Consider the following 21,141-nt stretch of genomic DNA (forward strand, 5'->3'; position numbering starts at 1 on the left):
TTCTACTCGGGGGCGGAGGTCTGGAGGGCGAGGGCGTGCAGCGCGCCGCCCATGCGGCCCTGGAGGGCCGCGTAGACGATCTGATGCTGCCGCACGCGAGGGATACCGCGGAAGGTCTCGGAGATGACGGTGGCGGCGTAGTGGTCGCCGTCGCCGGCCAGGTCCTCGATCGTGATGCGGGCGTCGGGCAGGGCGGCGCGGATGAGCGCCTCGATCTCGGCGGCGGGCATCGCCATGGGCGGGGTTCCTCTCAGGCGTCGCGCATGAGGGCGGGAAGGGTGCCCTCATGTGCGGCGCGCAGCTCGTCAAGGGATATGGCGGGGTGGCCGGGCAGCGCCAAGGCCCCCGTGGTGCCTGCCGCGCGGGCGATGGTGCGGGCGGGAAGGCCGGCGGCCTTGGCGGCGGCGAGCAGGGCGGGGGCGTCGGGGGTGGCGCAGAGGTAGCGGGCCTGGTCCTCGCCGAACCAGAAGGCGTGGGCGGGGATGCCCTCGGGCGCGCTCTCGATGTTGAGGCCAAGGTTGGCGGCCAGCGCCATCTCGGCGAGAGCGACGAGGAGGCCGCCGTCGGCGAGGTCGTGGCAGGCGGTGATGCTGCCTGCGAGGATGCGCTCGCGGACGAAGTCGCCGTGGCGGCGCTCGGCGGCGAGGTCGATGGGCGGGGGGGCGCCTTCCTCGCGGCCGGCGATCTCGCGCAGCCACAGGGACTGGCCGAGATGGCCGCGCGTCTCACCGAGGAGGACGATCTCCTGGCCGGCGGCGGGGGCGAGGCCGGTGGCCTTGCGGGCGTCCTCGATCACGCCGACGCCGCCGATGGCGGGGGTGGGGAGGATGGCCTGCGGGTGATCGACGCCGCGGGTCTCGTTGTAGAGGCTCACGTTGCCCGAGACGACAGGGTAGTCCAGCGCCTCGCAGGCCGCCTTCATGCCGCGGATGCAGGCGGCGAACTGGCCCATGATTTCGGGGCGCTCGGGGTTGCCGAAGTTCATGTTGTCGGTGATGGCCAGCGGCTTCGCGCCGGTGGCGGTGATGTTGCGCCAGGTTTCCACCACGGCCTGGGCGCCGCCCGTTTCCGGGTCGGCCGCGCAGTAGCGGGGGGTGGTGTCGGTGGTCATCGCCAGGGCGCGGGGGCTGTCCTCGAGCTTGACGATGGCGGCGTCGGCGGCGCCGGGGCGGCGGACGGTCTGGCCGCCGACCGTGCTGTCGTACTGGTCCCAGATCCAGCGGCGGGAGCATAGGTCGGGGGAGGCGATGAGGGTGCGGAGCGCGGCCGGGATGCCTGCCGGATCCTCGAAGGTGGCGGGGTCCAGCAGGGGCTGCTTCGGGGTTTCCGCGGTGGGGCGGCGGTAGAGGGGGGCTTCGGATTCGAGGGGGGCGAGGGGGATGTCGGCTTCCAGCTTGCCGTTGTGGCGCAGCGTGATGCGGCCGGTGTCGGTGATGTGGCCGATGACGGCGAAGTCCAGCTCCCACTTGCGGAAGATTGCTTCGGCGACGTGCTCCTCGCCGGGCTTGAGTACCATGAGCATGCGCTCCTGGCTCTCGCTCAGCATCATCTCGTAGGCGGTCATCCCCTCCTCGCGCTGGGGGACGTTGTCCATGACCAGCTCGATGCCGACGCCGCCCTTGCCCGCCATTTCCACGCTGGAGCTGGTGAGGCCGGCGGCGCCCATGTCCTGGATGGCGACGATGGCGTCGGTCTCCATCAGTTCGAGGCAGGCCTCGATGAGGAGCTTTTCGGCGAAGGGGTCGCCGATCTGGACGGTGGGGCGCTTCTCCTCGGCGTCCTCGGAGAATTCGGCGCTGGCCATGGTGGCGCCGTGGATGCCGTCGCGGCCGGTCTTGCTGCCGACATAGACCACCGGGTTGCCGATACCGGCGGCGGCCGAGAGGAAGATGCGGTCCTTGCGGGCGATGCCGACGGTCATGGCGTTGACGAGCGGGTTGCCGTTGTAGGCGGCGTGGAAGTTGACCTCTCCGCCGACCGTCGGGACGCCGACGCAGTTGCCGTAGCCGCCGATGCCGCGGACGACGCCGTCCAGGATGCGCTTCGTGTTGGGGTTGTCGATGGCGCCGAAGCGCAGCGCGTTGAGGTTGGCGATGGGGCGGGCGCCCATGGTGAAGACATCGCGCAGGATGCCGCCGACGCCGGTGGCGGCGCCCTGGTAGGGCTCGATGAAGCTCGGGTGGTTGTGGGATTCCATCTTGAAGATGGCGGCGAGGCCGTCGCCGATGTCGATGACGCCGGCGTTCTCGCCGGGGCCGTGAATGACCCAGGGGGCCTTCGTCGGCAGTTCCTTCAGCCAGACGCGGCTCGATTTGTAGGAGCAGTGCTCGCTCCACATCACGGAGAAGATGCCGAGTTCCGTGAGGGAGGGGTTGCGGCCGAGGATGGTGAGGACGCGGTCGAACTCGTCGCCCTTGAGGCCGAAATCCTTGGCGAGGGCGCGGGCCTTCGCTTCGTCCAGCAGGTTCGCGGGGGTTTCGAAGGGCGGGTTCGGCATGGGCGGGTTTTGGGCAGGGGTTTGCTGCTTGTCGAGGGGCCTTTCGGGGGTGGGGGTGGGTGTCGGGCGCATGGCGGTGCTTACGGCCAGGCCAGGCGGACGGAGCGGGGGATGCGGGCGCGGCCCCTGGAGGCCTTGAAGAGGTGTTTCAGGGCGCGGAGGCGGGTTTTCAGGGCGGCGATGCCGCGTCGCGTGGTGGGCAGGGTGGCTGGGAGGCTGCGGGCGCAGAAAGCGGACAAATCGGGGTCCGGGAGGAGCCAGGGCGGCGCGGGGAGGGCGGAGCGGAGGCCGATTCGGCGGATGAGGAGGATGAAGGGGAGGCCGAGGAGGCGGTGGGCGCGGACGATCAGGTGCTCGACGCTGCGGAGGGGGTGGGTTGGTGGGGCCTCGGCCAGGGCGATGAGAAGGCGTTCCCATAGGCCGGCATGGGTGAGGCGGCGGAAGTGGCGGGCGATGGTGTCGGGGGTGGCGTGGTCATCGGGGGCTTCGCGCCAGGGGGCGTGGCGGGCGGTGGTGTGGAAGATGGCGTCCATTCGGGCGCGTAGGTCGGGCATTTTGCGGCCGGCGGGGGAGCGCGGGAGGACGTAGGGAAGGAGGGCGAGCCACTGGGAGTCGGTGAGGGGGGACCAGGGGAGGGGGGTGGTTAGGCGGGCGGCGTGGGGGAGGGGCATGGCTTGCATCATGCGCTTTGATGTTAGATTTGTCAATTTATTCCTGGGTGAGCGCGATCGGGTTCTCCGCTCCCTCTTCGCTGAGCAGCGCGCCGATGGTGTCGGCAACATGCGTGACGACAGGGTCATTCCCGGAGCGGTCGTGCCAAGCCAGGTCGAGGCGGAAGCCTTCCATCCGAAGGGGTGGGTTCCGGACCGCGAGGCTGGGATCCGCCGGAATGCAGCGGGACGGGAGTGCGGCGATCAGGTCCGAGCCGGCAAGCAGGGGCAGGACCATCAGGAAGCTCGGCACCACGACGCCAACGCGGCGTGACAGGCCGCGCCTTGCCAGGACCGTGTCGAGGGCGGTTTCGGTCGCGCCATGGCCTGAGACAACGACGTGCGGGAAGGCCAGCCAGCGGGCGAGGTCGAATTCCGCCGCCGCGGGATGCCCGCGCCGCATCACGACAAGGTAGTGTTCCTCGAGAAGTGCGCGCTGGCGCAGCGGGGGCTCGACCACCGGGAGGATGGAGGCGACGAGATCGGCCTCCGCGCGGGAGAGACGGGTCAGAGCATCGGACGCGCCCGCCCATGGCAGAAGGGCGGGGGTGACGCCGGGTGCGGTCACGGCCAGAGCGGCTCTGAGCTTCGCCACGAGGGCGGTGGCGGGTGCGTCGGCGATGAGGATGCGGACGACCCGCCGTGCGTTCCCGAGCGAGGGTGGCGGGAGTTGCAGGACGCCGCGCATCGCGCCGAGTGCGTCCCGCAGCGGAGTCCGCAGCGCCTCGGCCCTGGGGGTCGGGCGGAGGCGCCCGCCCTCGCGCTCGAGCAAGGGGTCGTCGAAGAGGTGCCGCAGCCGCTCCAGCGCATTGGAGGCGGCGGGCTGGGAGAGGCCGAGGCGCCGCGCGGCCCGGGTGACGTGGGCCTCCTCCAGGAGGGTGTCGAGAACGACCAGAAGGTTGAGGTCGACGCGGCGCAGATCATTCATGCGATCCATCATGCACTATGCGGAATATCCGTTGGAGATATGATTGCGGCGGCTCCAGCTTCCTCACGGACAAGAGGAACCAATGCTGTGGCCGAAACACTGATCCTGCTCTGCCATCCGGATTACCCGTCATCGCGCGCGAACAGGGCGCTGGCCGATGCGGCGCGGACGGTGCCCGAGGTGGAGGTGGTCCACCTCGACGCGCTCTACCCGGATGGGCGGATCGACGCCGGGCCGGAGGTGGCCCGGCTGATCGCCGCGCGGCGCCTCGTTCTGCAGTTCCCGGTGCAGTGGTATTCCACCCCGCCGCTGCTGAAGTCGTGGCAGGACCTAGTGTTGACCCGGATGTTCTACGTCAACGCGGAGGACGAGGGCGCTCGGATCGCCGGGCGCCCGGTGATGGTGGCTGCCACCGCGGGCAACCGGCCGGAGGCCTACAGCGAATCCGGCGTGAACCTCTTCCCGCTTTCCGACTTGCTCCGCCCGTTGCAGGCAACGGCGCACCGCTGTGCGCTCGAGTGGCAGGAGCCGTTCCTGAACTTCGGCGCAAGGTCCGCCTCCAACACCGCGCTGGAGGCTGCGGGGCAAGCCTATGCGGAGAGGCTGCGCGCGTTGGCGGGTGGTTAGCGGCAGGTCGGCGCTGCGGCCGGGTTCGGCGCTGCGTCGCCCCCGGCGGGGCGAGAGCAGGGATGCGCGGCGGTTCTGCTTGAAGGAACGATGGACGTGTTCGGCGGTTTGAAGGGACGGGGCTCCGCATTGGGCCAACTGTCGAGAGGATGCCGCTGAATGCGATGGGCGCTGGTTCTGGTGGTGGGCGCGCTGCTGGCGGGGTGCTCGGCGCCGTCCGAACTGGGCGGTGGGGACCGCGCCCTGGTCGCGGGCCGCACCTATGTCGTCACGGGCGCCTCCAGCGGCTTCGGGCGTGGCGTGGCGGAGAAGCTTGGGACCTATGGGGCGAATGTCGTGCTGGCGGCGCGGCGGGGGGCGGTGCTGGAGGAGGTGGCGGCCAATGTGCGGGCCGGGGGCGGGCAGGCGCTCGTGGTGCCGACGGATGTGAGCGACGCCGCGGGGGTGGAGCGGCTGGCGCGGGCGGCGCTGGATCGGTTCGGGCGGATCGATGTCTGGGTGAACAACGCGGCGGTGGCCTCGATCGGGCGGTTCGAGGAGGTGCCGCTGGCGGATCATGCGCGGGTGGTGGACGTGAACCTGAAGGGGTCGATCTACGGGAGTTACGCGGCGCTGCGGCGGTTCCGGGCGCAGGGTTCGGGCGTGTTGGTGAATGTCTCCTCCGTGGAGGGGCGGGTGCCGGTGGCCTATCACGCGAGCTATGCGGCGACGAAATCGGCGCTGATCGGGTTGGGGGCGGCCATCAACGAGGAGTTGCGGCAGGCGGGGTTGGGTGAGGCGATCCGGGTTTCGACGGTGGAGCCCTGGGCGGTCGATACGCCGTTCTGGGACCATGCGGGGAATTACACGGGGCGGGCGGCGCGGATGTCGATGATGGACGGGCCGGAGGCGGTGGTGGATTCGATCGTCTGGATGTCGGTGCATCCGGAGGCGGAGTACCCCGTGGGGTGGAAGGCGCGCGGGGCGGTGCTGGGGAGCCGGATTGCGCCGCGCCTGGCGGAGCGGCTGGCGGGCGGCGTGGTTCGGCGGGCGCAGTTCGAGGAGGCGCCGGCGGCGCCGGTGGGGCCGGGTTCGGTGCACGAGCCGGTGGCGGTGGGGACGGGCGTGGACGGGGGCGTGCGGGCGCGGATGGAGGCGGAGCGGGCGGGGCGGTAGGGCGGCTCGTCGCACCGCTCTTTGGGGGGCGGGGTCCGCTCGCCGCGCGGGCGTGTCGGGGGCCGGGCTTGCGCCCGGCGCCCGGTCAGACCGCTCCGTGGGCCTCGACGTAGAGGGCGTAGAGGGAGTGGGAGGCCGTCATGTAGAGGCGGTTGCCCTTGGGGCCGCCGAAGCAGAGGTTGGCGCAGCGCTCGGGCAGGCGGATATGGGCCAGGGGCTTGCCCTGGGGGTTGAAGACCATCACGCCGTCGAGGTCGTCCGGCTTGCCGCGGAGGTTGTAGACGCTGCGGGTGCCGGTGCGGGTGGGTTCGGCCTCGAGGTTGCCGTCGCTGCCGTAGCCGACCCAGAGGTTGCCGTCGCGGTCCACGCGGAAGCCGTCGAGGGCGGCGGAATCGGTGGCGTCGATGAGCTTCACGCGGTTGGAGAGGGTGCCGTCCGCGCCGACGTCGTAGGCGAAGAGGGAGCGGGCGGGGGCGGGGTTGCGGCCGACGACGTAGAGCTTCTTCTCGTCCGGGGAGAAGGCGAGGCCGTTGGGCAGGACGAGGTCGGTGATGACGGCGGTGAGCTGGCCGTCCGGCGTCAGGCGGTAGACGTTGGTGGTGGCTTGCTCGGGGGTGGCGCGGGAGCCTTCCCATTCACCGGCGATGCCGAAGGTGGGATCGGTGAACCAGATGGTGTCGTCGGACTTCACGACGATGTCGTTGGGGGCGTTGAGGCGCTTACCCTCGAACTTGTCGGCGAGGACGGTGATGGAGCCGTCCTTCTCGGTGCGGGTGACGCGGCGGGTGACGGAGTGCTCGCAGGTGACGAGGCGGCCCTGGCGGTCGCGGGCGTTGCCGTTGGCGAAGTTGGCGGGGTGGCGGAAGACGGTGCAGGTGCCGTCCTTCTCGCTGTATTTCATGATGCGGTTGTTCGGGATGTCGCTGAACAGGAGGTAGCCGCCGTCGTCCGGGAACCAGACGGGGCCCTCCGCCCAGCGGAAGCCTGTGGCGAGCTGTTCGACGGTGCTGCTGTAGAGGCGGTACTTCGCGAAGGACGGGTCCAGGATCTGGATGGCGGGGTCGGGGTAGCGCTGGTTCGGCGTGAAGGGGAAGGACTGGGCCGCGGCCTTGCCGGCGGCGGCGATGCCGGCGGCGCCGAGCAGGGCGCGTCGGGTGGTGGTCATGTGTGTTTCCTCCGTGGCGCGACGAGTCGGCGCGCCGGCAGGAGGGATGATGGACATGGGGGGTGCGGGGTTCGCAACCCTGTGGGCGGCGCGATGTGGCGCGCCGCGGCACGGATTGCGTGGGCGGCCGGCGCCGCGTCAGGCGGAGACGAGGGTCTCGGCGAGGGAGGTGAAGAGGGGGAGGCCGTCCTCGCCGCCCATGAGGGGGTCCACCAGGTCCTCGGGGTGGGGCATGAGGCCGAGGACGCGGAGGTTGGGGGAGAGGATGCCGGCGATGTCGCGGGCGGCGCCGTTGCGGTTGGCGTCGGCGTAGCGGAAGGCGACGAGGCCTTCGCCCTCCAGGCGGTCCAGCGTCTCGTCGTCGGCGAAGTAGTTGCCGTCGCCATGCGCCATGGGGGCGCGGAAGGTGGCGCCCTTCTGCCAGCGGGAGGTGAAGGGGGTGCCGGCGCGCTCGACGCGCAGGACGCAGTCCATGGAGAGGAAGCGGAGGTTGGCGTTCTGGAGGAGGGCGCCGGGGAGGAGGCCGGCCTCGCAGAGGATCTGGAAGCCGTTGCAGACGCCGAGGACGTGGCCGCCCTTCGCCGCGAAGTCGCGGACGGCGGGCATGATGGGGGATTGGGCGGCCATGGCGCCGCAGCGGAGGTAGTCGCCGTGCGAGAAGCCGCCGGGGAGGACGACGAGGTCGGTGCCGGCGGGGAGTTCCGTCTCGCGGTGGAAGGTGATGCTGGGCTTCCTGCCGGTCGCGCGCTGGAGGGCGATGGCCATGTCGCGCTCGCGGTTGGTGCCGGGGAAGAGAAGGATCGTGGCGTTCATCGCTGGAAGACCCTGAGCCAGTGGAGGCCGCCGAGGACGGCGATGGTGAGGATGGCCGCGATGGCGGCGGCGGTGACCCAGCGGTCGAGGCTGACCTTGCCGCGGGCGAGGAGGCCGGGGGGGCGCTTCTTCCCCCGCGCGGACGGCGCGGGGCGCGCGGCGGCCAGGCGGCGCTCCCGCCAGGAGAGGAGCATGGAGATCAGGACCGTCAGCACGGTCATGATCAGGAGGCTGGCCTTGATCACCGGCTGGGTGCGTCTCTCAGGCGATCTCGACGCGGAAGGACTCGATCACCGTGTTGGCGAGGAGCTTCTTCGCCATGGCTTCGGCGGCGGCCTTGGCGGCGGCGGGGTCGGTCTCGGCGAGTTCGAGCTCGATGACCTTGCCGGTGCGGACCTCGCCGACGCCCTCGAAGCCGAGGGTGCCGAGGGCGTGGCCGATGGCCTTGCCCTGGGGGTCGAGGACGCCGTTCTTCGGCATGACGAAGACGCGGGCCTTGGTGGTCATTGCATCAGCTCCGGGCCCTTGAGGTCGCGCACGCCGGCCTCGGGGAGGATGCCGAGGCGGCGGGCGACCTCCTGGTAGCCCTCCTCGACCTTGCCGAGGTCGCGGCGGAAGCGGTCCTTGTCCATCTTCTCGCCGGTCTTGGCGTCCCAGAGGCGGCAGTTGTCGGGGGAGATCTCGTCGGCGAGGACGATGCGCATCTCGTCGTTCTCGTAGAGGCGGCCGAACTCGAGCTTGAAGTCCACGAGGGAGATGCCGACGCCGAGGAAGAGCCCGGTGAGGAAGTCGTTCACGCGGAGGGCAAGGGCGACGATGTCGTCGAGGTCCTGCGTCGAGGCCCAGCCGAAGCAGGTGATGTGCTCCTCGGAGACCATCGGGTCGCTGAGGGCGTCGTTCTTGTAGTAGTACTCGACGATCGAGCGCGGGAGGCGGGTGCCCTCCTGGATGCCGAGGCGGGTGGCGAGGCTGCCGGCCGCGATGTTGCGGATCACCACCTCGAGCGGGATGATCTCGACCTCGCGGATGAGCTGTTCCCGCATATTCAGGCGGCGGATGAAGTGCGTGGGGACGCCGATATCTGCCAGCTTCATCATCAGGTGCTCGCTGATGCGGTTGTTCAGCACGCCCTTGCCGGTGATGACGCCCTTCTTCGCGCCGTTCCCGGCCGTCGCGTCATCCTTGAAATACTGGACGAGGGTGCCGGGCTCCGGGCCTTCGAAGAGGACCTTCGCCTTGCCTTCGTAGAGCTGTCGCCTGCGGGCCATGAGGGGTTCCGAAACCTGTGCGGCCGCTTCGCGCGCGGAACTCCCGTCCCGACCGCGGCGGCGATGAAGCGCCCATATAACAGGGGGCGTGGGGCAGGGCCACCGCAGGACGCGCGGGGCAGCCGCGTAACATTCCGCAAGCTCACGGCTGCGTGAGGGAGCGCAGTCGTTTCGGCTTCCACGGCGTTAACCCATGGCAAGGCACGAAACGACCGGCCCGGCTCGGGTCGGCACCGCATCGAGCCTTCAGTCCGACGAGAGAACCCGGACAATCCATTCTTGGGAGCGATCGCGATGCGCACAAGTCTCGCCACCACCGTTGGCACCCTGGCCCTTGCGGCAACCCTCGTCGCGCCGGCCTTCGCCCAGCAGGGCAACACGAGCAACCCCGGTTCGCAGGGCACGACCGGCGGCGCGCCGGCCATGACCATGGCGCCCGCCACCCAGGCCCCCGGCGGCACGGCCGCGCCGGGCACCACGACCGGCCCTGCGGCTTCGCAGACGCGGTCGGGCACGGCGACGCAGGGCAATCCGGGCGGCGTGCCGGGCGGTGCCACGATCGACACCAACCGCCAGTCCGCCACCCGCGGCGACAATCCCGGCACCGCGCCGGCGACGACGACGACCCCCGCCCAGGGCGCGAACTCCTTCACCGAGGGCCAGGCGCGCAGCCGGATCGAGGCGGCGGGCTACACGGGCGTGCAGGAGCTGAAGAAGGACGAGTCCGGCGTGTGGCGCGGCCGCGCGATGCGCGGCGGCCAGACCGCGGATGTCGGCCTCGACTATCAGGGCAACATCGTGACGGGCGCGGCGCCCGCGCGCTGAGCCGGCGGTGACGGCGGCGGGTTCCCTCCGGGACCCGCCCGCCACCTGGGCTGAAGCTCGATCCCATCAACGGCCCGACCGGCCGACGCCGCGAGAGCGGCGCACGAACAACAAGGACCGACACCATGGCCATGCGAACCATTGCTCGCCTTTATGACAGCTACGCCGACGCGACGGCGGCGGTGAACGCGCTCGAGGCGGCGGGCTTCCGCCACGACGATGTCAGCATCGTCGCCAACGACGGCTCCTCCAACGCCGGCAGCGTGACCGGCCAGACCATGGGCGCCACCACCGGCACGCCGACCGGCGCCATGACGAGCGGCACCATGGGGGCGGGCACCATGGGCACCGCGACCATGGGCGATGCCGCCGGCAGCGACATCCAGCCGACGGTCGATACCGACGAGGCCGCGAGCGGCGCCGGCACCGGTGCGACGATCGGCACCGTGCTGGGCGGCGGCGCTGGCCTGCTGGCCGGCATCGGCGCGCTGGCCATTCCGGGCATCGGCCCGATCGTGGCGGCCGGCTGGCTGGTTGCGGCCCTGACCGGCGCGGGTGCCGGTGCGGCGGCGGGCGGCCTGCTGGGCAGCCTGACGGGCGCGGGCGTCGAGGAGCGCGACGCGCATGTCTACTCCGAGGGCGTCCGCCGCGGCGGCAGCCTGGTGACGGTGCGCACCGACGACGCGCGTGCCGCCGAGGCCGAGGCCATCATGGTGCGCTACAACCCCGTGGACGCGACCTCCCGCGAGGCCGACTACCGTGCCGGTGGCTGGACGACCTACCAGGGCGACGCCGTGGTGGGCGAAGCGCCGGACGGCACGCCGGGCAACCCCCCGGGGACCATGGCCTCCCGCGGGATCGACCAGGTGGCGGGCACCAACATCTCCGGCGCGCATCCGGAGAATGAGACCAGCCGCGCCGACACGACGGTCTATCCGAAGTCCGGCACGACCACGGGCGCGGGGCTGGGCTCGACCGCGGGCGCCGACATGTCCCGCAGCACGGGGATGGGCGCCGGCGCCGACGCCAACCCCCCGGGCACGGCGGCCAGCCGCGCCTTCGACAAGGCGGCGGGCACCAACGTCTCCGGCGCCTATCCGTCCCAGTCGGACGGCACGGCCGCGAACCCGCCGGGCACGGCGGCGGAGCGGGCGCTGGACAAGACGGCGGGCACCAATACCTCCGGCGCCAACCCGATCCACAAGACGCTCTGAGCGATCCTTCGCGACCGGCGTGAATGGGGCGGCTCCTTCGGGGGCCGCCCTTTTTCTGTTGCTGTGGGCGTGGGTGACTCCGGGGAGGGGAAGACGGAATTCTTCCTCTCCCCGGACCCCTCACCATCATCTTTTTCTTCGGGTCGGAGCTGTTCGGCGGTCGGTGCGCCTCGGGTCGGTGACCCGAGGCGGCTCCGTGTTCAGGAAGGTTCCGCAGCGACCAGATGGCGGGCGGGAGCCTCCCGCTTCTGGCGGGTGAGGTCCGGAGAGGGCAGCGCCCTCTTCAGGAGCCGCGGGAGAACTCAGCGGTTGTTCCGCCCTCGCGCCGGGGTCGCCGGCTTGCGCCTGGCCGGGGTTCGGGCGGTGCGGGGTGCGTTGCGGGCGGGGGCGGCGTGGCGCGGCGGAGGGCTGGCGCGCGGGACGGCAGGAGCAATGGCGGCCGGGGCGGTGGCCACCGGAGTGGCGGGGCAGCGGGCGAGGGTGGTGTTGGGGGCCACGCCGCGCTCGGAGAGAGCGGGGGGGATGGCACCGGAGAGCCGGAGGGAGCCGTCCTGCAGCACCTCGATCACGCGGGGCTGGCCGCCGCGGGGAAGGAGGTAGATGCGATCCCCGTTGGTGCTCTCGGTGCCGTAGATCTCGTAGCCGGCCTCGCCGGGGACGGGCTGGTTGCCGATGAGCATGCCGCGGCCGAGCCAGGTGACGGTGGGCTCGGAGCAGGTGGTGACGGCGTAGTTCTCGGAGAGGAGAGGCGGCAGGGCGGAGACCCAGAAGGCTTCGGGTGGAAGGCCGGCGGGGTTGCTGCGCGCGGGCGGAGCGGCGGGTGCCGGTGCGGGCGGCGCCGGGGAGCGGGTGAGGAGGATGGCGGTCCGGTCGTCGATGAAGCCGCTGGGGGAGAGGCCGGCGCCGCGCTGGAGGGCGACGATGGCCTCGCGGCGGCGGGAGGGCGGCTCGGCGGGGATGCCGCGGGCGGCGAGGGCGCGGGCGACGGCGGCGGTCTCGGCGGGATCGCGGTCGGCTTCCTCGCGCGCTTCGGGGAGGAGCCAGCGGCGGAGGTCCTCGCGCTTGGCCTCCTGGGCGCGGGTGAAGCAGGCGAGGTCGGGCGCGGGCTGGGCGCAGTTGGCGGCGAGGAATTCCGCGAAGGCGCGGGCGTCGGCTTCCAGCGCGGGGCGCTGGGCGGGGGGGAGCTGGTCGAGGAGGGTGTCGTAGGCCTGGGCACGGCGGCGGTCGGCCTGGCGCGCGGTGGGGTCGGCGCAGGCGGCGGCGAGGAGAGCGTCGGGCGGCGGGTCGCAGGCCATCGCGGCGCCGGGCCGGGGACCGGGAGGCGAGGGGCGGAAGCTGGGTGGGGCGGCCGCGGCGGGCGGGGCCACGGGGTGGAGCGGCGTGGCCGCGGGCGGTTGTTCCACTGCCGCCGCGGGCAGGTTTTCCTGCGTGGTCGCGGGCGGGCCCTCCTGCGCCGCCGCGGGCGGGACCGGTGCGGCGAGCAGCCCGAGGGCCAGAACCAGCAGAAGGCGCTGCGGACGGGTGCTCACCGCCGGGGTGTTCCGGCGGTGGCGCGAGGGCTCGGTGTGACCCGGGAGGGGTTCAGTAGCGATAGTATCTGTAGGGCCGGGGCGCGTAGTAGCGCGGCGGCGGAGGCGGCGGCGCGAAATAGACCGGCGGCGGCCGGTGCCAGTGGCGCGGCCGGTAATAGGCGGGCGGAGGCGGGGGTGGCGGCGCGTAATAGCGCGGCGGCGGGTAGTAGTAGTACTGGACCGCGAGCGCCGTGGGCGCGGCGGCCAGGGCCGGGTGGGGCGTGGCGGCCGAGGCTGGTGCCGCGAGGGCGAGGGTGGTGACCAGGGCCGCGGCGAGGGCGGCGGGCCCGGTGCGGATGGGATGCGTCATGGTTCCGGCCTCCTTCGTGGGCCGATCCGCGGCGGGGCTTCGGGCGGCCTTCGGGGGGGAAGGCGGCGTCCCGCTCCCGCCGGGGGCCACCGGGAAGATGGGGGGTCATCCCGGCGGAACGGTGGCGCCGCGCGCCGCAATGCGGCGGAGGTGCTTCACGCTTGCGCGAAGACGCGGGCGAGGGTGTCCCGCACATGGGTGAAGTCGCGCTGGGGGTCCATCACGCTGTCCAACGCCTCGGGGAGGATGAGGAGGGTGACGGCGGGGTCCGCGAGGAGGTTGTCGCGGAAGGAGCGGCCGGCTGATGTGCCGAGGTTTTCCCAGGTGGCCATGGCGGAGCGCTGGACGGTGGCATAGGCGTCCTCGCGCGACATGCCGGCCTGGGTGAGGGCGAGGAGCACCTTCTGGCTGTGTACGACGCCGCCGAGGCTTTCGAGGTTGGCGCGCATGCGGTCGGGGTAGATCACCAGCTTCTCGACCATGCCGGCGGCGCGGGTGAGCGCGAAGTCGAGGGCGATGGTGGCGTCGGGGCCGATGACGCGCTCGACGCTGCTGTGGCTGATGTCGCGCTCGTGCCAGAGGGCGACGTTCTCAAGGGCGGGGGTCGCGTAGCCGCGGACGAGGCGGGCGAGGCCGGTCAGGTTCTCCGACAGCACCGGGTTGCGCTTGTGTGGCATGGCGCTGCTGCCCTTCTGGCCGGGGTGGAAGTATTCCTCGGCTTCCCGGACCTCGCTGCGCTGGAGGTGGCGGATCTCGACGGCCAGGCGCTCGATGCTGCTGGCGATGACGGCGAGCGCGCAGAAGAAGGCAGCGTGGCGGTCGCGCGGGATGACCTGGGTGGAGACGGGCTCCGGGCGGAGGCCGAGCTTCGCGGCGACGTGCGCCTCGACCGAGGGGGTGACGGAGGCGAAGGTGCCGACGGGGCCGGAGATGGCGGCGGTCGCCACTTCCTCCCGCGCGACGAGGAGGCGGTTGCGGCCGCGGGCGAACTCGGCCCAGTGGCCGGCGAGCTTCAGGCCGAAGGTGGTGGGTTCGGCGTGGATGCCGTGGGAGCGGCCGATGGTGGGCGTGAGGGCGTGTTCCTCGGCGCGGCGGCGGAGGGCATCGAGCAGGGCGTCGAGGTCGGCGATGAGGAGGTCGGCGGCGCGGACGAGCTGGAGGTTGAAGGCCGTGTCCAGCACGTCGGAGCTGGTCATGCCCTGGTGCATGAAGCGGGCGTGCTCGCCCATGCCGCTGCCATCGGGGCGGGTTTCGCCGAGCCAGGTGAGGAAGGCGATGACGTCGTGGCGGGTGACGCGCTCGATCTCGTCGATGCGGGCGAGGTCGGCTTCCGTCATGGCCTCGATGCGGCGGCCGCCTTCCCGGCGGATGGCTTCGGCCGATTCGACGGGGATGGTGCCGGCCTCGGCCATGGCTTCGGCCGCGAGGGCCTCGATCTCGAAAAGGGTGCGGAAGCGGGCCTCGGGGGACCAGATGGCGGCCATCTGGGGGCGGGTGTAGCGCGGGACCATCGGGGCTTCCTTCGGGGCGGGCGGCGATCCCCGCCGCAGGGGGCGCAGGCAGGGCGGGCGGTATCCGGCGGGCGCGGGCGCGTCAACCGGCGTTGGTCGTGTGATCGCGGCGGCGTGCGCGCGATGCGCGAGGAAGGTCACGCATCATGTGTTGCCGCGGCATTGCCGATTGTTTAAGCGCGGACTTCTCCGGCTGCATGCCGGGCAGGTCGCGACGGCGCGGCCGGCGTTCCATTCCTTCGGGATCGGGGCGTCTTATCTATGGCCGCGTCCCCTGGCGGGGCCGGCGGGGAGACTCATCGACGATGGGAGCGGATTGGTTCATCGCCCTTGGGCAGGTCCTGCTGATCGACCTCGTGCTCGCGGGTGACAACGCCATCGTGGTGGGCATGGCGGCGGCGGGGCTGCCGGCCGACCAGCGACGCAAGGCGATCCTCTGGGGGATCGGGGCCGCGACCATCATGCGGATCGGTTTCGCGGCGATCACGACGCAGCTTCTGGCGATCGTCGGCCTGACTCTGATGGGCGGCCTGCTGTTGCTCTGGGTCTGCTGGAAGATGTACCGGGAGCTTCGCCAGCCGCACGGACAGGCCCACGGCGTGGACGAGGTCACGGGTGAGGCGGCCGATGGCCAGGGCGGGCCGAAGAAGACGCTTCGCCAGGCGATTCTGCAGATCCTGGTCGCCGACGTGTCCATGTCCCTCGACAACGTGCTGGCTGTTGCCGGCGCGGCGAAGGAGCACCTCGACGTGCTCGTCATCGGGCTTGCGATCTCGGTCGTGCTGATGGGCCTTGCCGCGACCTTCATCGCGAAGCTGCTGGAGAAGCACCGCTGGATCGCCTGGGTGGGTCTGTTGGTCATTCTGTACGTGGCCGCGGACATGATCTGGACGGGTTGGGGCGATGTCGGGGCCTGGTGGGGTGCGACACCCACCGCGCCTGCGGCGCCCGCCGCACCGCGCTGAGGGGCTCCCCGCCAGTCACATGGCGGGGTCGTTACCTCCTTGTCATTCAAGGTGTTTGCGCCGTCCGGGCAACCGGGCGGCGCTTTCGCGTTCAGGGGGGCGCGGCTAAGGGACCGAGAGCGCGCGGCGCCTGACAGGGGGCCGTGGACGCGCCCTTAGCAGAGATGAGGCCGTGCGGCGCCCGGTGGCAAAGCGACGGCCGGCCGGAGACATCCATGGAATCGATTACCAGTTCGCTGCCGCAGCTCCTTGAGATCATGTGGCTCAACATCATCCTGTCGGGTGACAATGCGGTGGTGATCGGGCTGGCGGCGGCAGGGCTGCCGGAGAGCCAGCGGAACAAGGCGGTGCTGTTCGGCATCGCGGCGGCGGCGGTGCTGCGGATCGTGTTCTCGCTCATCGCGCAGCAGCTTCTCGCGCTCTGGTGGATCGACATCGTGGGCGGCCTCGCGCTGCTCTACATCGCGTTCAACTTCCTCATGGAGTTGCGCCGGGCGCAGCACGAGGAGAACGCCGAGGGGCACGCGCACCACGACAAGACGCTGATGGCCGCGCTGTGGCAGATCATCGTGGCGGACGTTTCCATGAGCCTCGACAACGTGCTGGCGGTTGCCGCCGTCGCGCGCTCGAACGTCACGCTGCTGATCGTGGGCCTGGCGATTTCCATCGTGATGATGGGGCTTCTTGGCGGGCTGCTGGCGCGGGTGCTGGATCGCTACAAGTGGATCGCGTATCTCGGCGTGGCACTGATCGCCTATATCGGCGTGGAGCTGCTCTGGGAGGGTCTGGTGATCTCGAACGCGACGCTTAACCTCGGGCTTCCGCTGCCCGCGCCGCACGCGGCGGCCCCGCATTGAGCGCGACGGGATGAGGGCGGTTCCGGGGGCCGCGCGCCCGCTTCGTGCCCTGCTGGGCGGTGCGGCGCTGCTCGGCCTCGCGGGCTGCGTGGCGCCCGAGGGGGCGGCGCCGGCCGAGCCGGCGCGCCCGCCGGCCGACGCCGTGCTGACGCGGCTGCCGGCCCAGGCGGCGGGCTTCGACCGCTTCGGCGTGCAGGACGTGGCGGCCGAGGATCCCGGCGCGGGGAAGGTGGTGGAATACGCCACGCCCCGCCGGGTCGCGGTGGCGCAGGTGTTCCTCTACGACCTCGGGCGGCCGATGGTGACGGCGGCGGACCTGCCGGCCGAGGCGGAGCGGGCGATCCTCGAGGCGACGGCGCTGCCGGTGGACCGTACGGGGCGGCAGCTCTCGGTCGCCTCGCGCTCGCCGCTGGTGGTGCCGGGCGGGGATTTCTCCTGCGCAGCGCTGAGCGGGACCTTCGGGCGCAACCAGGTGGAGCGGCAGGTCTGCCTCGGCGTCGTGGCCGGGCGCTTCATGCGGGTGCAGGTGACGATGCCGAGCCGCGGGGCGGCGCTGGCGGATCCGCAGGCCTTCGTGCAGGCCGTGGCGGGGGCGGCGCGGGGCTAGGCAGGCTTCCCGGCGGCCCTTCCGGGCGGGCGGTGGTGGCGGAGGACAGTCCGCCGGCTTGCGGGCGGGGCGGGGCGCGCGTCCTGCGCGCGGGCCGGGGTCAGGATTGCACCTCGCTCGCGACCTGCCCGTAGTTCAGGGCGGCGACCAGGGCCACGCCGCCGGTGACGTTTCCGAGCAGCGTCGGCGTGAAGAAGCGCCAGAGGTAGTCGGCGGCGCTCGCCTCACCTGACAGGACAAGGAAGCTCGCTTCCACGGAGCCCACGATGATGTGGGCAAAGCCTCCGACCGAGACGAGCCAGGTGAGAAGCACGATCATGGTGAAGCGTGCCTCGCCGGAGCCGGGCATCAGCCAGACCAGCAGCGCGATCAGCCAGCCCGCGAGGATCCCTTTCAGGACGGTGCTTCCGAAGGAGGCGCCGATGGCCTGCCGGCTGATGGCACTGAAGGCTTCCCTGACCTCGGGCGGGGAGAGTTCAGTTCCGGCGAGGGCGGCCGATACGGCCCAGGTGCCCGCGATGTTTAGGGCGGCCGTGGCGCGATTCCCCGGCGCTGGCCGCTCCCGGGACGGCGGCGGCTTCGGGGGGGCGTGCCGCGGCCGGCGCCGCGCGGGTGTCAGCCGAGGCAGCGCATGAAGAGGACGGAGGGGTGGACGGTCTCGCCGACCTCCACCGCCGTGTGCGGGGCGCCGCTGCTGGCGGTGCGCGGGCGGACGCGGTTCTCCCGCAGGAAGGCGAGGATCTCCTCGCCCTTCACCGCGAAGTTCACGTTCTGCGGGATGTCGCCGATGCGCTGGGCGACGCGCTGGGCGTTCAGCTTGCTGGTGATGATGCCGACGACGTTGCCCGCGAGGTCGAGCAGCGGGCCGCCGGAATTACCGGGCTGCACGGGCGCGCTGATCTGGAAGTGCATGCGGTTGTTGGCGAGGCCGGCGAGCGCCGAGACGTCGCCGGTGGTGAGCGTCGGGTCGGAGGCGAGCATGCCGGCGAGGGGGAAGCCGTAGGTCATCACGGATTCGCCGCGACGGACGTCGGGGGCGTTGCGGAAGGTGAGGGGCGGGCCGGCGGCCTCGCGGAATTCAAGCAGGGCGAGGTCGCGGTTGGCGTCGCGGGCGCGGACGGTGACGGCGATGTCGCGGCCTTCCGCGTTGCGGGCGCGGACCGTCCGGCAGTCGCGCACGACGTGGTCGTTGGTCAGCGCCTGGCGCTCTCCGATGATGAAGCCGGTGCCGGTTGAGACCTCCCGCTGCGGGGCGGCGGGGGCTTCCCCCGGGGCGAGCGGCGGGGGCTTGCCGGAGGGGGTGCCGCCCGGCGGGGCGGGCTGGGGCGCCGCCTGGGGGCCGGGGCGCGAGGGCGGGCCAGCGCGGCGCGGGGCCGCGTCCGGCATGTCGTAGAGCGGCGGGGGCTTGCCGGCGAGGCCGGGCTGGCCCGGCTGGGGTGTGGCGGGCTGGCTTGGCCCGACCTGTGCTCCGGCCCCCGGGGAGCCGCGCGGGGCGGCCTGGGGGGCGCCTGCGGGCGGCGGCTTGCCGGGGTCCGGCACCAGCTGGGCCATGACGGGCGCCGCGGCGAGGAGGAGGGCGGGGAGGACCACGGCGAGGGGGGCGCGCATGACGTTACGGTGGGATCGGGGAGCGGGGAGGTCAACCAACCGCTTCGCGAGGGCAACCCCTCCGCGAGGGGCGGCCGGGTCAGAGCAGGCCTTCGCGCCGGAAGGAGAGGTGGCGGCCGTTGCCGACGATGATGTGGTCGTGGACCGCGATGCCGAGGGTGGCGGCGCCGGAGGCGATCTCGGCGGTCATCTCGATGTCCGCGCGCGACGGGGTGGGGTCGCCCGAGGGGTGGTTGTGGACGAGGATGAGGGCGGTGGCGCCGAGTTCGAGGGAGCGCTTGACCACCTCCCGCGGGTAGACCGGCGTGTGGTTGACCGTGCCGCGGGCGAGGGCCTCGTCGGCGAGGAGGCGGTTCTTGCTGTCGAGGAAGAGGACGCGGAACTGCTCCACCGTCTCGCGCGCGAGGGCGGCGGTGAGGTAGGCCGTGAGGCGTTCGCCGTTGCTGAGGATGGGGGCCTCGCGCACCTCCTCGGCGAGGAGGCGGATGGAGGCGGCCTGGACGAGGCGGAGGGCGGCGACGGCCGTCTCGCCGATGCCCTCCACCAGGCGCAGCTCGCTCTCGGGCGCGCTGATGGCGCCGGCGAAGCTGCCGAAGCGGGCGATGAGGCGCTTGGCGTGGGGCTTGGTGTCCACGCGCGGCAGGGCGAGGAAGAGGAGCATCTCCAGCAGCTCGTAGTCCGCGAGGGCGTCGGGGCCGGTGCGGAGGAGCTTGTCGCGGAGGCGCTTGCGGTGGCCCTCGGGGCCGGGGGCGGCGGGCTGGCTCTCCGCCGTGGCGCGGGGGCGGGCGGCCCTGGCGCGGGGCGCGCCCTTCCGCGGGGCGGCGCCCGGTGCGGGGCCGGCCGGGGATAGTCCGCCCTGGGAGGCGGCGTCGAAGAGGGAGGCGAAGGAACCGCTCGCTTCCTCGAGGCCCGGACCGGCGGCCAAGGGCGACTCCTTTTGTCGTGCCTGGGCAGGATGTGGCGCAGCACGGGGGGTTGTCCACCGCGCGGTAGGGGGGGGCTCGCGCTGCCGCGCGGTCAGGCCGGTTCGGCGGCGTGGGAGAGGACGGGCAGCTCGATCGTGCAGCGCACGCCGTCGGGCCCGAGGGTGAAGCTCGTGCACGCGCCGAGCTGGTAGGGCAGGGCGCGCTCGATCAGCTCGCGCCCGTAGCCGCTGCCGCGGGAGGGGGCGGGATCTTGCGGCATGCGGACGCCGCTCTCGCGCCACTCTACTTTCAGATAGGCCGCTTCGGGTTCGGCTGGCGGAGCGCGGGTGCCTTGCGCGTGGAGGCGCCAACGGATGGCGAGGTGGGCGCCGTGCTGGCCGAGGGCGCCGTGCTTCACCGCGTTCGTCGCCAGCTCGTGCAGGACGAGCGCGAGAATCTGGACAGCGTTCGCGCCGAGCATGATGCCGGAGGGGCCGCCCGTTTCCACCTGCGCGATCCGGCCGTGGGCATGGGCGGAGAGTTCGGCGGCGAGGATCTGGTCGAAGGCGGCGTGGCCCGCGCGGGAGCGCGAGGCGAGCGCCTGGGCGCGGGCGAGGGCGTCGAGGCGGCGGTGGAAATCCCGCTCAAAATTCTCGGTGGAGCTGCTGGCGCTGAGGGTTTTTCGCGCGAGGGAGCGGACGAGGGCGAGGAGGTTGCGGGTGCGGTGCTGCAGCTCCGCCACCACGAGGTCCTGGAGCTGCTGGCGCTGCTTCATCTCGTGGATGTCGGTGGTGGTGCCGATCCATTCGGCGAGGGCGCCGGCTTCGTCGTAGAGGGGGGCGGCACGGATCACATGCCAGGCGTGGCGGCCGTCCGCGGCGCGGCGGATGCGCAGCTCCACCTCCAGGCGGCCGGCGGTGGCGGCTTCCTCCCAGGCGCGGAGGGCGGCGGGGCGGTCCTCGGGGTGGACGGGGGCGAGCCAGCCTTCGCCGAGGCTTTCCGTCTCTGTCTGGCCGGTGAAGCGGGTCCATTGCGGGCCTGCCCAGCTCCAGCGGCCATCGGGGAGGGCGCGCCAGACGAGGAGGGGAATGCCCTCGGCCACGGCGCGGAAGGCGGAGTCCTCCGGGGGTGGCGCCGATGCGGAGCCTGCGGGGAGGAAGAGGACGAAGGCGGCGAGGACGGCGCCGGCCTCGTCCCAGAGTGGGCCGAGGCTGATGTCGAACCGGTCTTCTGCCCTGGCGGGAAGGGGAAGGAAGGATTCCGGGAGGAGGACGGTCTCGCCGTCCAGGGCGCGGGCGAGGGCGGCGGCGAAGGGGGCTGGGAAGGGCGTGCCTCCGGGATCGGGGGCGAGCAGGCGGTAAAGGGGAGGGCTCATGGCCAGCAGGTTGAGCCCCCTTCCGGCGAGGAGGGCGGGGAAGGCGAGGGAGCGGGTGATCGCGAAGGCGCCGAGAAGGTTTGGGGGCCAACCATCAAGCTGGATGATTGGCGCTTCCACAAGGGACGGCCACCTCGCCTTGTTGTCGGGAGGGCCCCGTGCGGGGCCACCCGAGGGATCGACGGTCATTAACGAGTAACGCATCGTCACGGGCGGGCGGATTGTTCAAG

Annotated in this window: 23 protein-coding genes; 7 read left to right on the top strand and 16 right to left on the bottom strand. The window is 72.3% G+C overall.

What is annotated here, in order from left to right; genetic code table 11:
• Nucleotides 1-2: 2 nt before the first annotated feature.
• The 4 genes from BO39_RS00725 to BO39_RS00740 form a co-directional block, all read right to left on the bottom strand.
• Complete coding sequence (locus BO39_RS00725) at nt 3-236, bottom strand: BolA/IbaG family iron-sulfur metabolism protein (protein WP_043829069.1); 234 nt, start codon at nt 234-236, stop codon at nt 3-5.
• Between the two features lie 14 nt (nt 237-250).
• The gene (gene purL, locus BO39_RS00730) at nt 251-2,497 is read right to left on the bottom strand and encodes a phosphoribosylformylglycinamidine synthase subunit PurL (protein ID WP_052401257.1); all 2,247 of its coding nucleotides are present in this window, start codon (nt 2,495-2,497) and stop codon (nt 251-253) included.
• A gap of 80 nt (nt 2,498-2,577) precedes the next feature.
• Nucleotides 2,578-3,168: a transposase gene (locus BO39_RS00735; protein ID WP_245614871.1), complete on the bottom strand. Its 591-nt coding sequence runs from the start codon at nt 3,166-3,168 to the stop codon at nt 2,578-2,580.
• Nucleotides 3,169-3,205: 37 nt separating this feature from the next.
• Complete coding sequence (locus tag BO39_RS00740) at nt 3,206-4,135, bottom strand: LysR family transcriptional regulator (protein WP_052401358.1); 930 nt, start codon at nt 4,133-4,135, stop codon at nt 3,206-3,208.
• An 87-nt stretch (nt 4,136-4,222) separates the two neighbouring features.
• On the opposite strand from BO39_RS00740, the gene BO39_RS00745 reads away from it, so the two are divergent.
• A complete protein-coding gene (locus BO39_RS00745) occupies nt 4,223-4,762 on the top strand; it encodes an NAD(P)H-dependent oxidoreductase (protein ID WP_043829073.1) in 540 nt (179 codons plus the stop codon).
• 159 nt (nt 4,763-4,921) lie between these two features.
• Nucleotides 4,922-5,917 (top strand): SDR family NAD(P)-dependent oxidoreductase, encoded by a 996-nt coding sequence (locus tag BO39_RS00750; RefSeq protein ID WP_084697732.1) that lies wholly within the window; start codon nt 4,922-4,924, stop codon nt 5,915-5,917.
• Nucleotides 5,918-6,002: 85 nt separating this feature from the next.
• On the opposite strand, the gene BO39_RS00755 is transcribed toward BO39_RS00750, so the two are convergent.
• The 5 genes from BO39_RS00755 to purC all read right to left on the bottom strand — a co-directional run bounded on the left by BO39_RS00755 (nt 6,003) and on the right by purC (nt 9,163).
• Nucleotides 6,003-7,082: an SMP-30/gluconolactonase/LRE family protein gene (locus tag BO39_RS00755; protein ID WP_043829075.1), complete on the bottom strand. Its 1,080-nt coding sequence runs from the start codon at nt 7,080-7,082 to the stop codon at nt 6,003-6,005.
• Between the two features lie 138 nt (nt 7,083-7,220).
• Nucleotides 7,221-7,895 carry a phosphoribosylformylglycinamidine synthase subunit PurQ gene (gene purQ / locus BO39_RS00760; RefSeq protein WP_043829077.1) on the bottom strand — a complete coding sequence of 225 codons (675 nt, stop codon included), beginning with the start codon at nt 7,893-7,895 and terminating at the stop codon, nt 7,221-7,223.
• The gene (locus BO39_RS00765) at nt 7,892-8,140 is read right to left on the bottom strand and encodes a hypothetical protein (RefSeq protein ID WP_043829079.1); all 249 of its coding nucleotides are present in this window, start codon (nt 8,138-8,140) and stop codon (nt 7,892-7,894) included. Before BO39_RS00765 ends, purQ begins: the two co-directional genes overlap by 4 nt.
• A gap of 16 nt (nt 8,141-8,156) precedes the next feature.
• Nucleotides 8,157-8,402: a phosphoribosylformylglycinamidine synthase subunit PurS gene (gene purS / locus BO39_RS00770; RefSeq protein WP_043829081.1), complete on the bottom strand. Its 246-nt coding sequence runs from the start codon at nt 8,400-8,402 to the stop codon at nt 8,157-8,159.
• On the bottom strand, nt 8,399-9,163 hold the full coding sequence (gene purC / locus BO39_RS00775) for a phosphoribosylaminoimidazolesuccinocarboxamide synthase (protein ID WP_043829083.1): 765 nt from the start codon (nt 9,161-9,163) through the stop codon (nt 8,399-8,401). The genes purS and purC overlap by 4 nt, the downstream gene beginning before the upstream one ends.
• A 294-nt stretch (nt 9,164-9,457) precedes the next feature.
• Between purC and BO39_RS32345 the strand changes: the two genes are divergently transcribed.
• Complete coding sequence (locus BO39_RS32345) at nt 9,458-9,988, top strand: hypothetical protein (RefSeq protein WP_052401258.1); 531 nt, start codon at nt 9,458-9,460, stop codon at nt 9,986-9,988.
• A gap of 125 nt (nt 9,989-10,113) precedes the next feature.
• Complete coding sequence (locus tag BO39_RS34215; protein WP_245614873.1) at nt 10,114-11,202, top strand: general stress protein; 1,089 nt, start codon at nt 10,114-10,116, stop codon at nt 11,200-11,202.
• Nucleotides 11,203-11,504: 302 nt separating this feature from the next.
• Here the strand turns inward: BO39_RS34215 and BO39_RS00790 are convergent, their stop codons facing one another.
• The 3 genes from BO39_RS00790 to purB all read right to left on the bottom strand — a co-directional run bounded on the left by BO39_RS00790 (nt 11,505) and on the right by purB (nt 14,594).
• Nucleotides 11,505-12,731, bottom strand: coding sequence for a hypothetical protein (locus BO39_RS00790; protein WP_043829085.1), 1,227 nt, complete (start codon nt 12,729-12,731; stop codon nt 11,505-11,507).
• Nucleotides 12,732-12,783: 52 nt separating this feature from the next.
• Nucleotides 12,784-13,083, bottom strand: coding sequence for a hypothetical protein (locus BO39_RS00795; RefSeq protein ID WP_043829088.1), 300 nt, complete (start codon nt 13,081-13,083; stop codon nt 12,784-12,786).
• Between the two features lie 155 nt (nt 13,084-13,238).
• On the bottom strand, nt 13,239-14,594 hold the full coding sequence (gene purB / locus BO39_RS00800; RefSeq protein ID WP_043829089.1) for an adenylosuccinate lyase: 1,356 nt from the start codon (nt 14,592-14,594) through the stop codon (nt 13,239-13,241).
• Between the two features lie 305 nt (nt 14,595-14,899).
• Between purB and BO39_RS00805 the strand changes: the two genes are divergently transcribed.
• The 3 genes from BO39_RS00805 (at nt 14,900) to BO39_RS00815 (ending at nt 17,023) form a co-directional block, all read left to right on the top strand.
• Nucleotides 14,900-15,559 carry a TerC family protein gene (locus tag BO39_RS00805; RefSeq protein ID WP_043829091.1) on the top strand — a complete coding sequence of 220 codons (660 nt, stop codon included), beginning with the start codon at nt 14,900-14,902 and terminating at the stop codon, nt 15,557-15,559.
• 215 nt (nt 15,560-15,774) lie between these two features.
• On the top strand, nt 15,775-16,416 hold the full coding sequence (locus tag BO39_RS00810) for a TerC family protein (RefSeq protein WP_043829093.1): 642 nt from the start codon (nt 15,775-15,777) through the stop codon (nt 16,414-16,416).
• Between the two features lie 10 nt (nt 16,417-16,426).
• Entirely contained in the window at nt 16,427-17,023 is a 597-nt protein-coding gene (locus tag BO39_RS00815; protein ID WP_043829095.1) for a hypothetical protein, read from the top strand.
• Between the two features lie 100 nt (nt 17,024-17,123).
• Here the strand turns inward: BO39_RS00815 and BO39_RS30810 are convergent, their stop codons facing one another.
• From BO39_RS30810 to BO39_RS00835, 4 genes are all read right to left on the bottom strand, one after another.
• Nucleotides 17,124-17,651 carry a formate/nitrite transporter family protein gene (locus BO39_RS30810; RefSeq protein ID WP_084697733.1) on the bottom strand — a complete coding sequence of 176 codons (528 nt, stop codon included), beginning with the start codon at nt 17,649-17,651 and terminating at the stop codon, nt 17,124-17,126.
• Nucleotides 17,639-18,631, bottom strand: coding sequence for a S1C family serine protease (locus BO39_RS00825; RefSeq protein WP_052401260.1), 993 nt, complete (start codon nt 18,629-18,631; stop codon nt 17,639-17,641). Before BO39_RS00825 ends, BO39_RS30810 begins: the two co-directional genes overlap by 13 nt.
• Before the next feature lie 79 nt (nt 18,632-18,710).
• Nucleotides 18,711-19,556, bottom strand: a complete 846-nt coding sequence (gene radC, locus BO39_RS00830) for a RadC family protein (RefSeq protein ID WP_084697734.1) — start codon at nt 19,554-19,556, stop codon at nt 18,711-18,713.
• Nucleotides 19,557-19,648: 92 nt separating this feature from the next.
• A complete protein-coding gene (locus BO39_RS00835; protein WP_052401261.1) occupies nt 19,649-21,031 on the bottom strand; it encodes a sensor histidine kinase in 1,383 nt (460 codons plus the stop codon).
• Between the last annotated feature and the right edge of the window lie 110 nt (nt 21,032-21,141).

Origin of the sequence: Roseomonas aerilata DSM 19363 (genome assembly GCF_000711725.1) — a bacterium.
Taxonomy (GTDB): Bacteria; Pseudomonadota; Alphaproteobacteria; order Acetobacterales; family Acetobacteraceae; genus Roseomonas; species Roseomonas aerilata.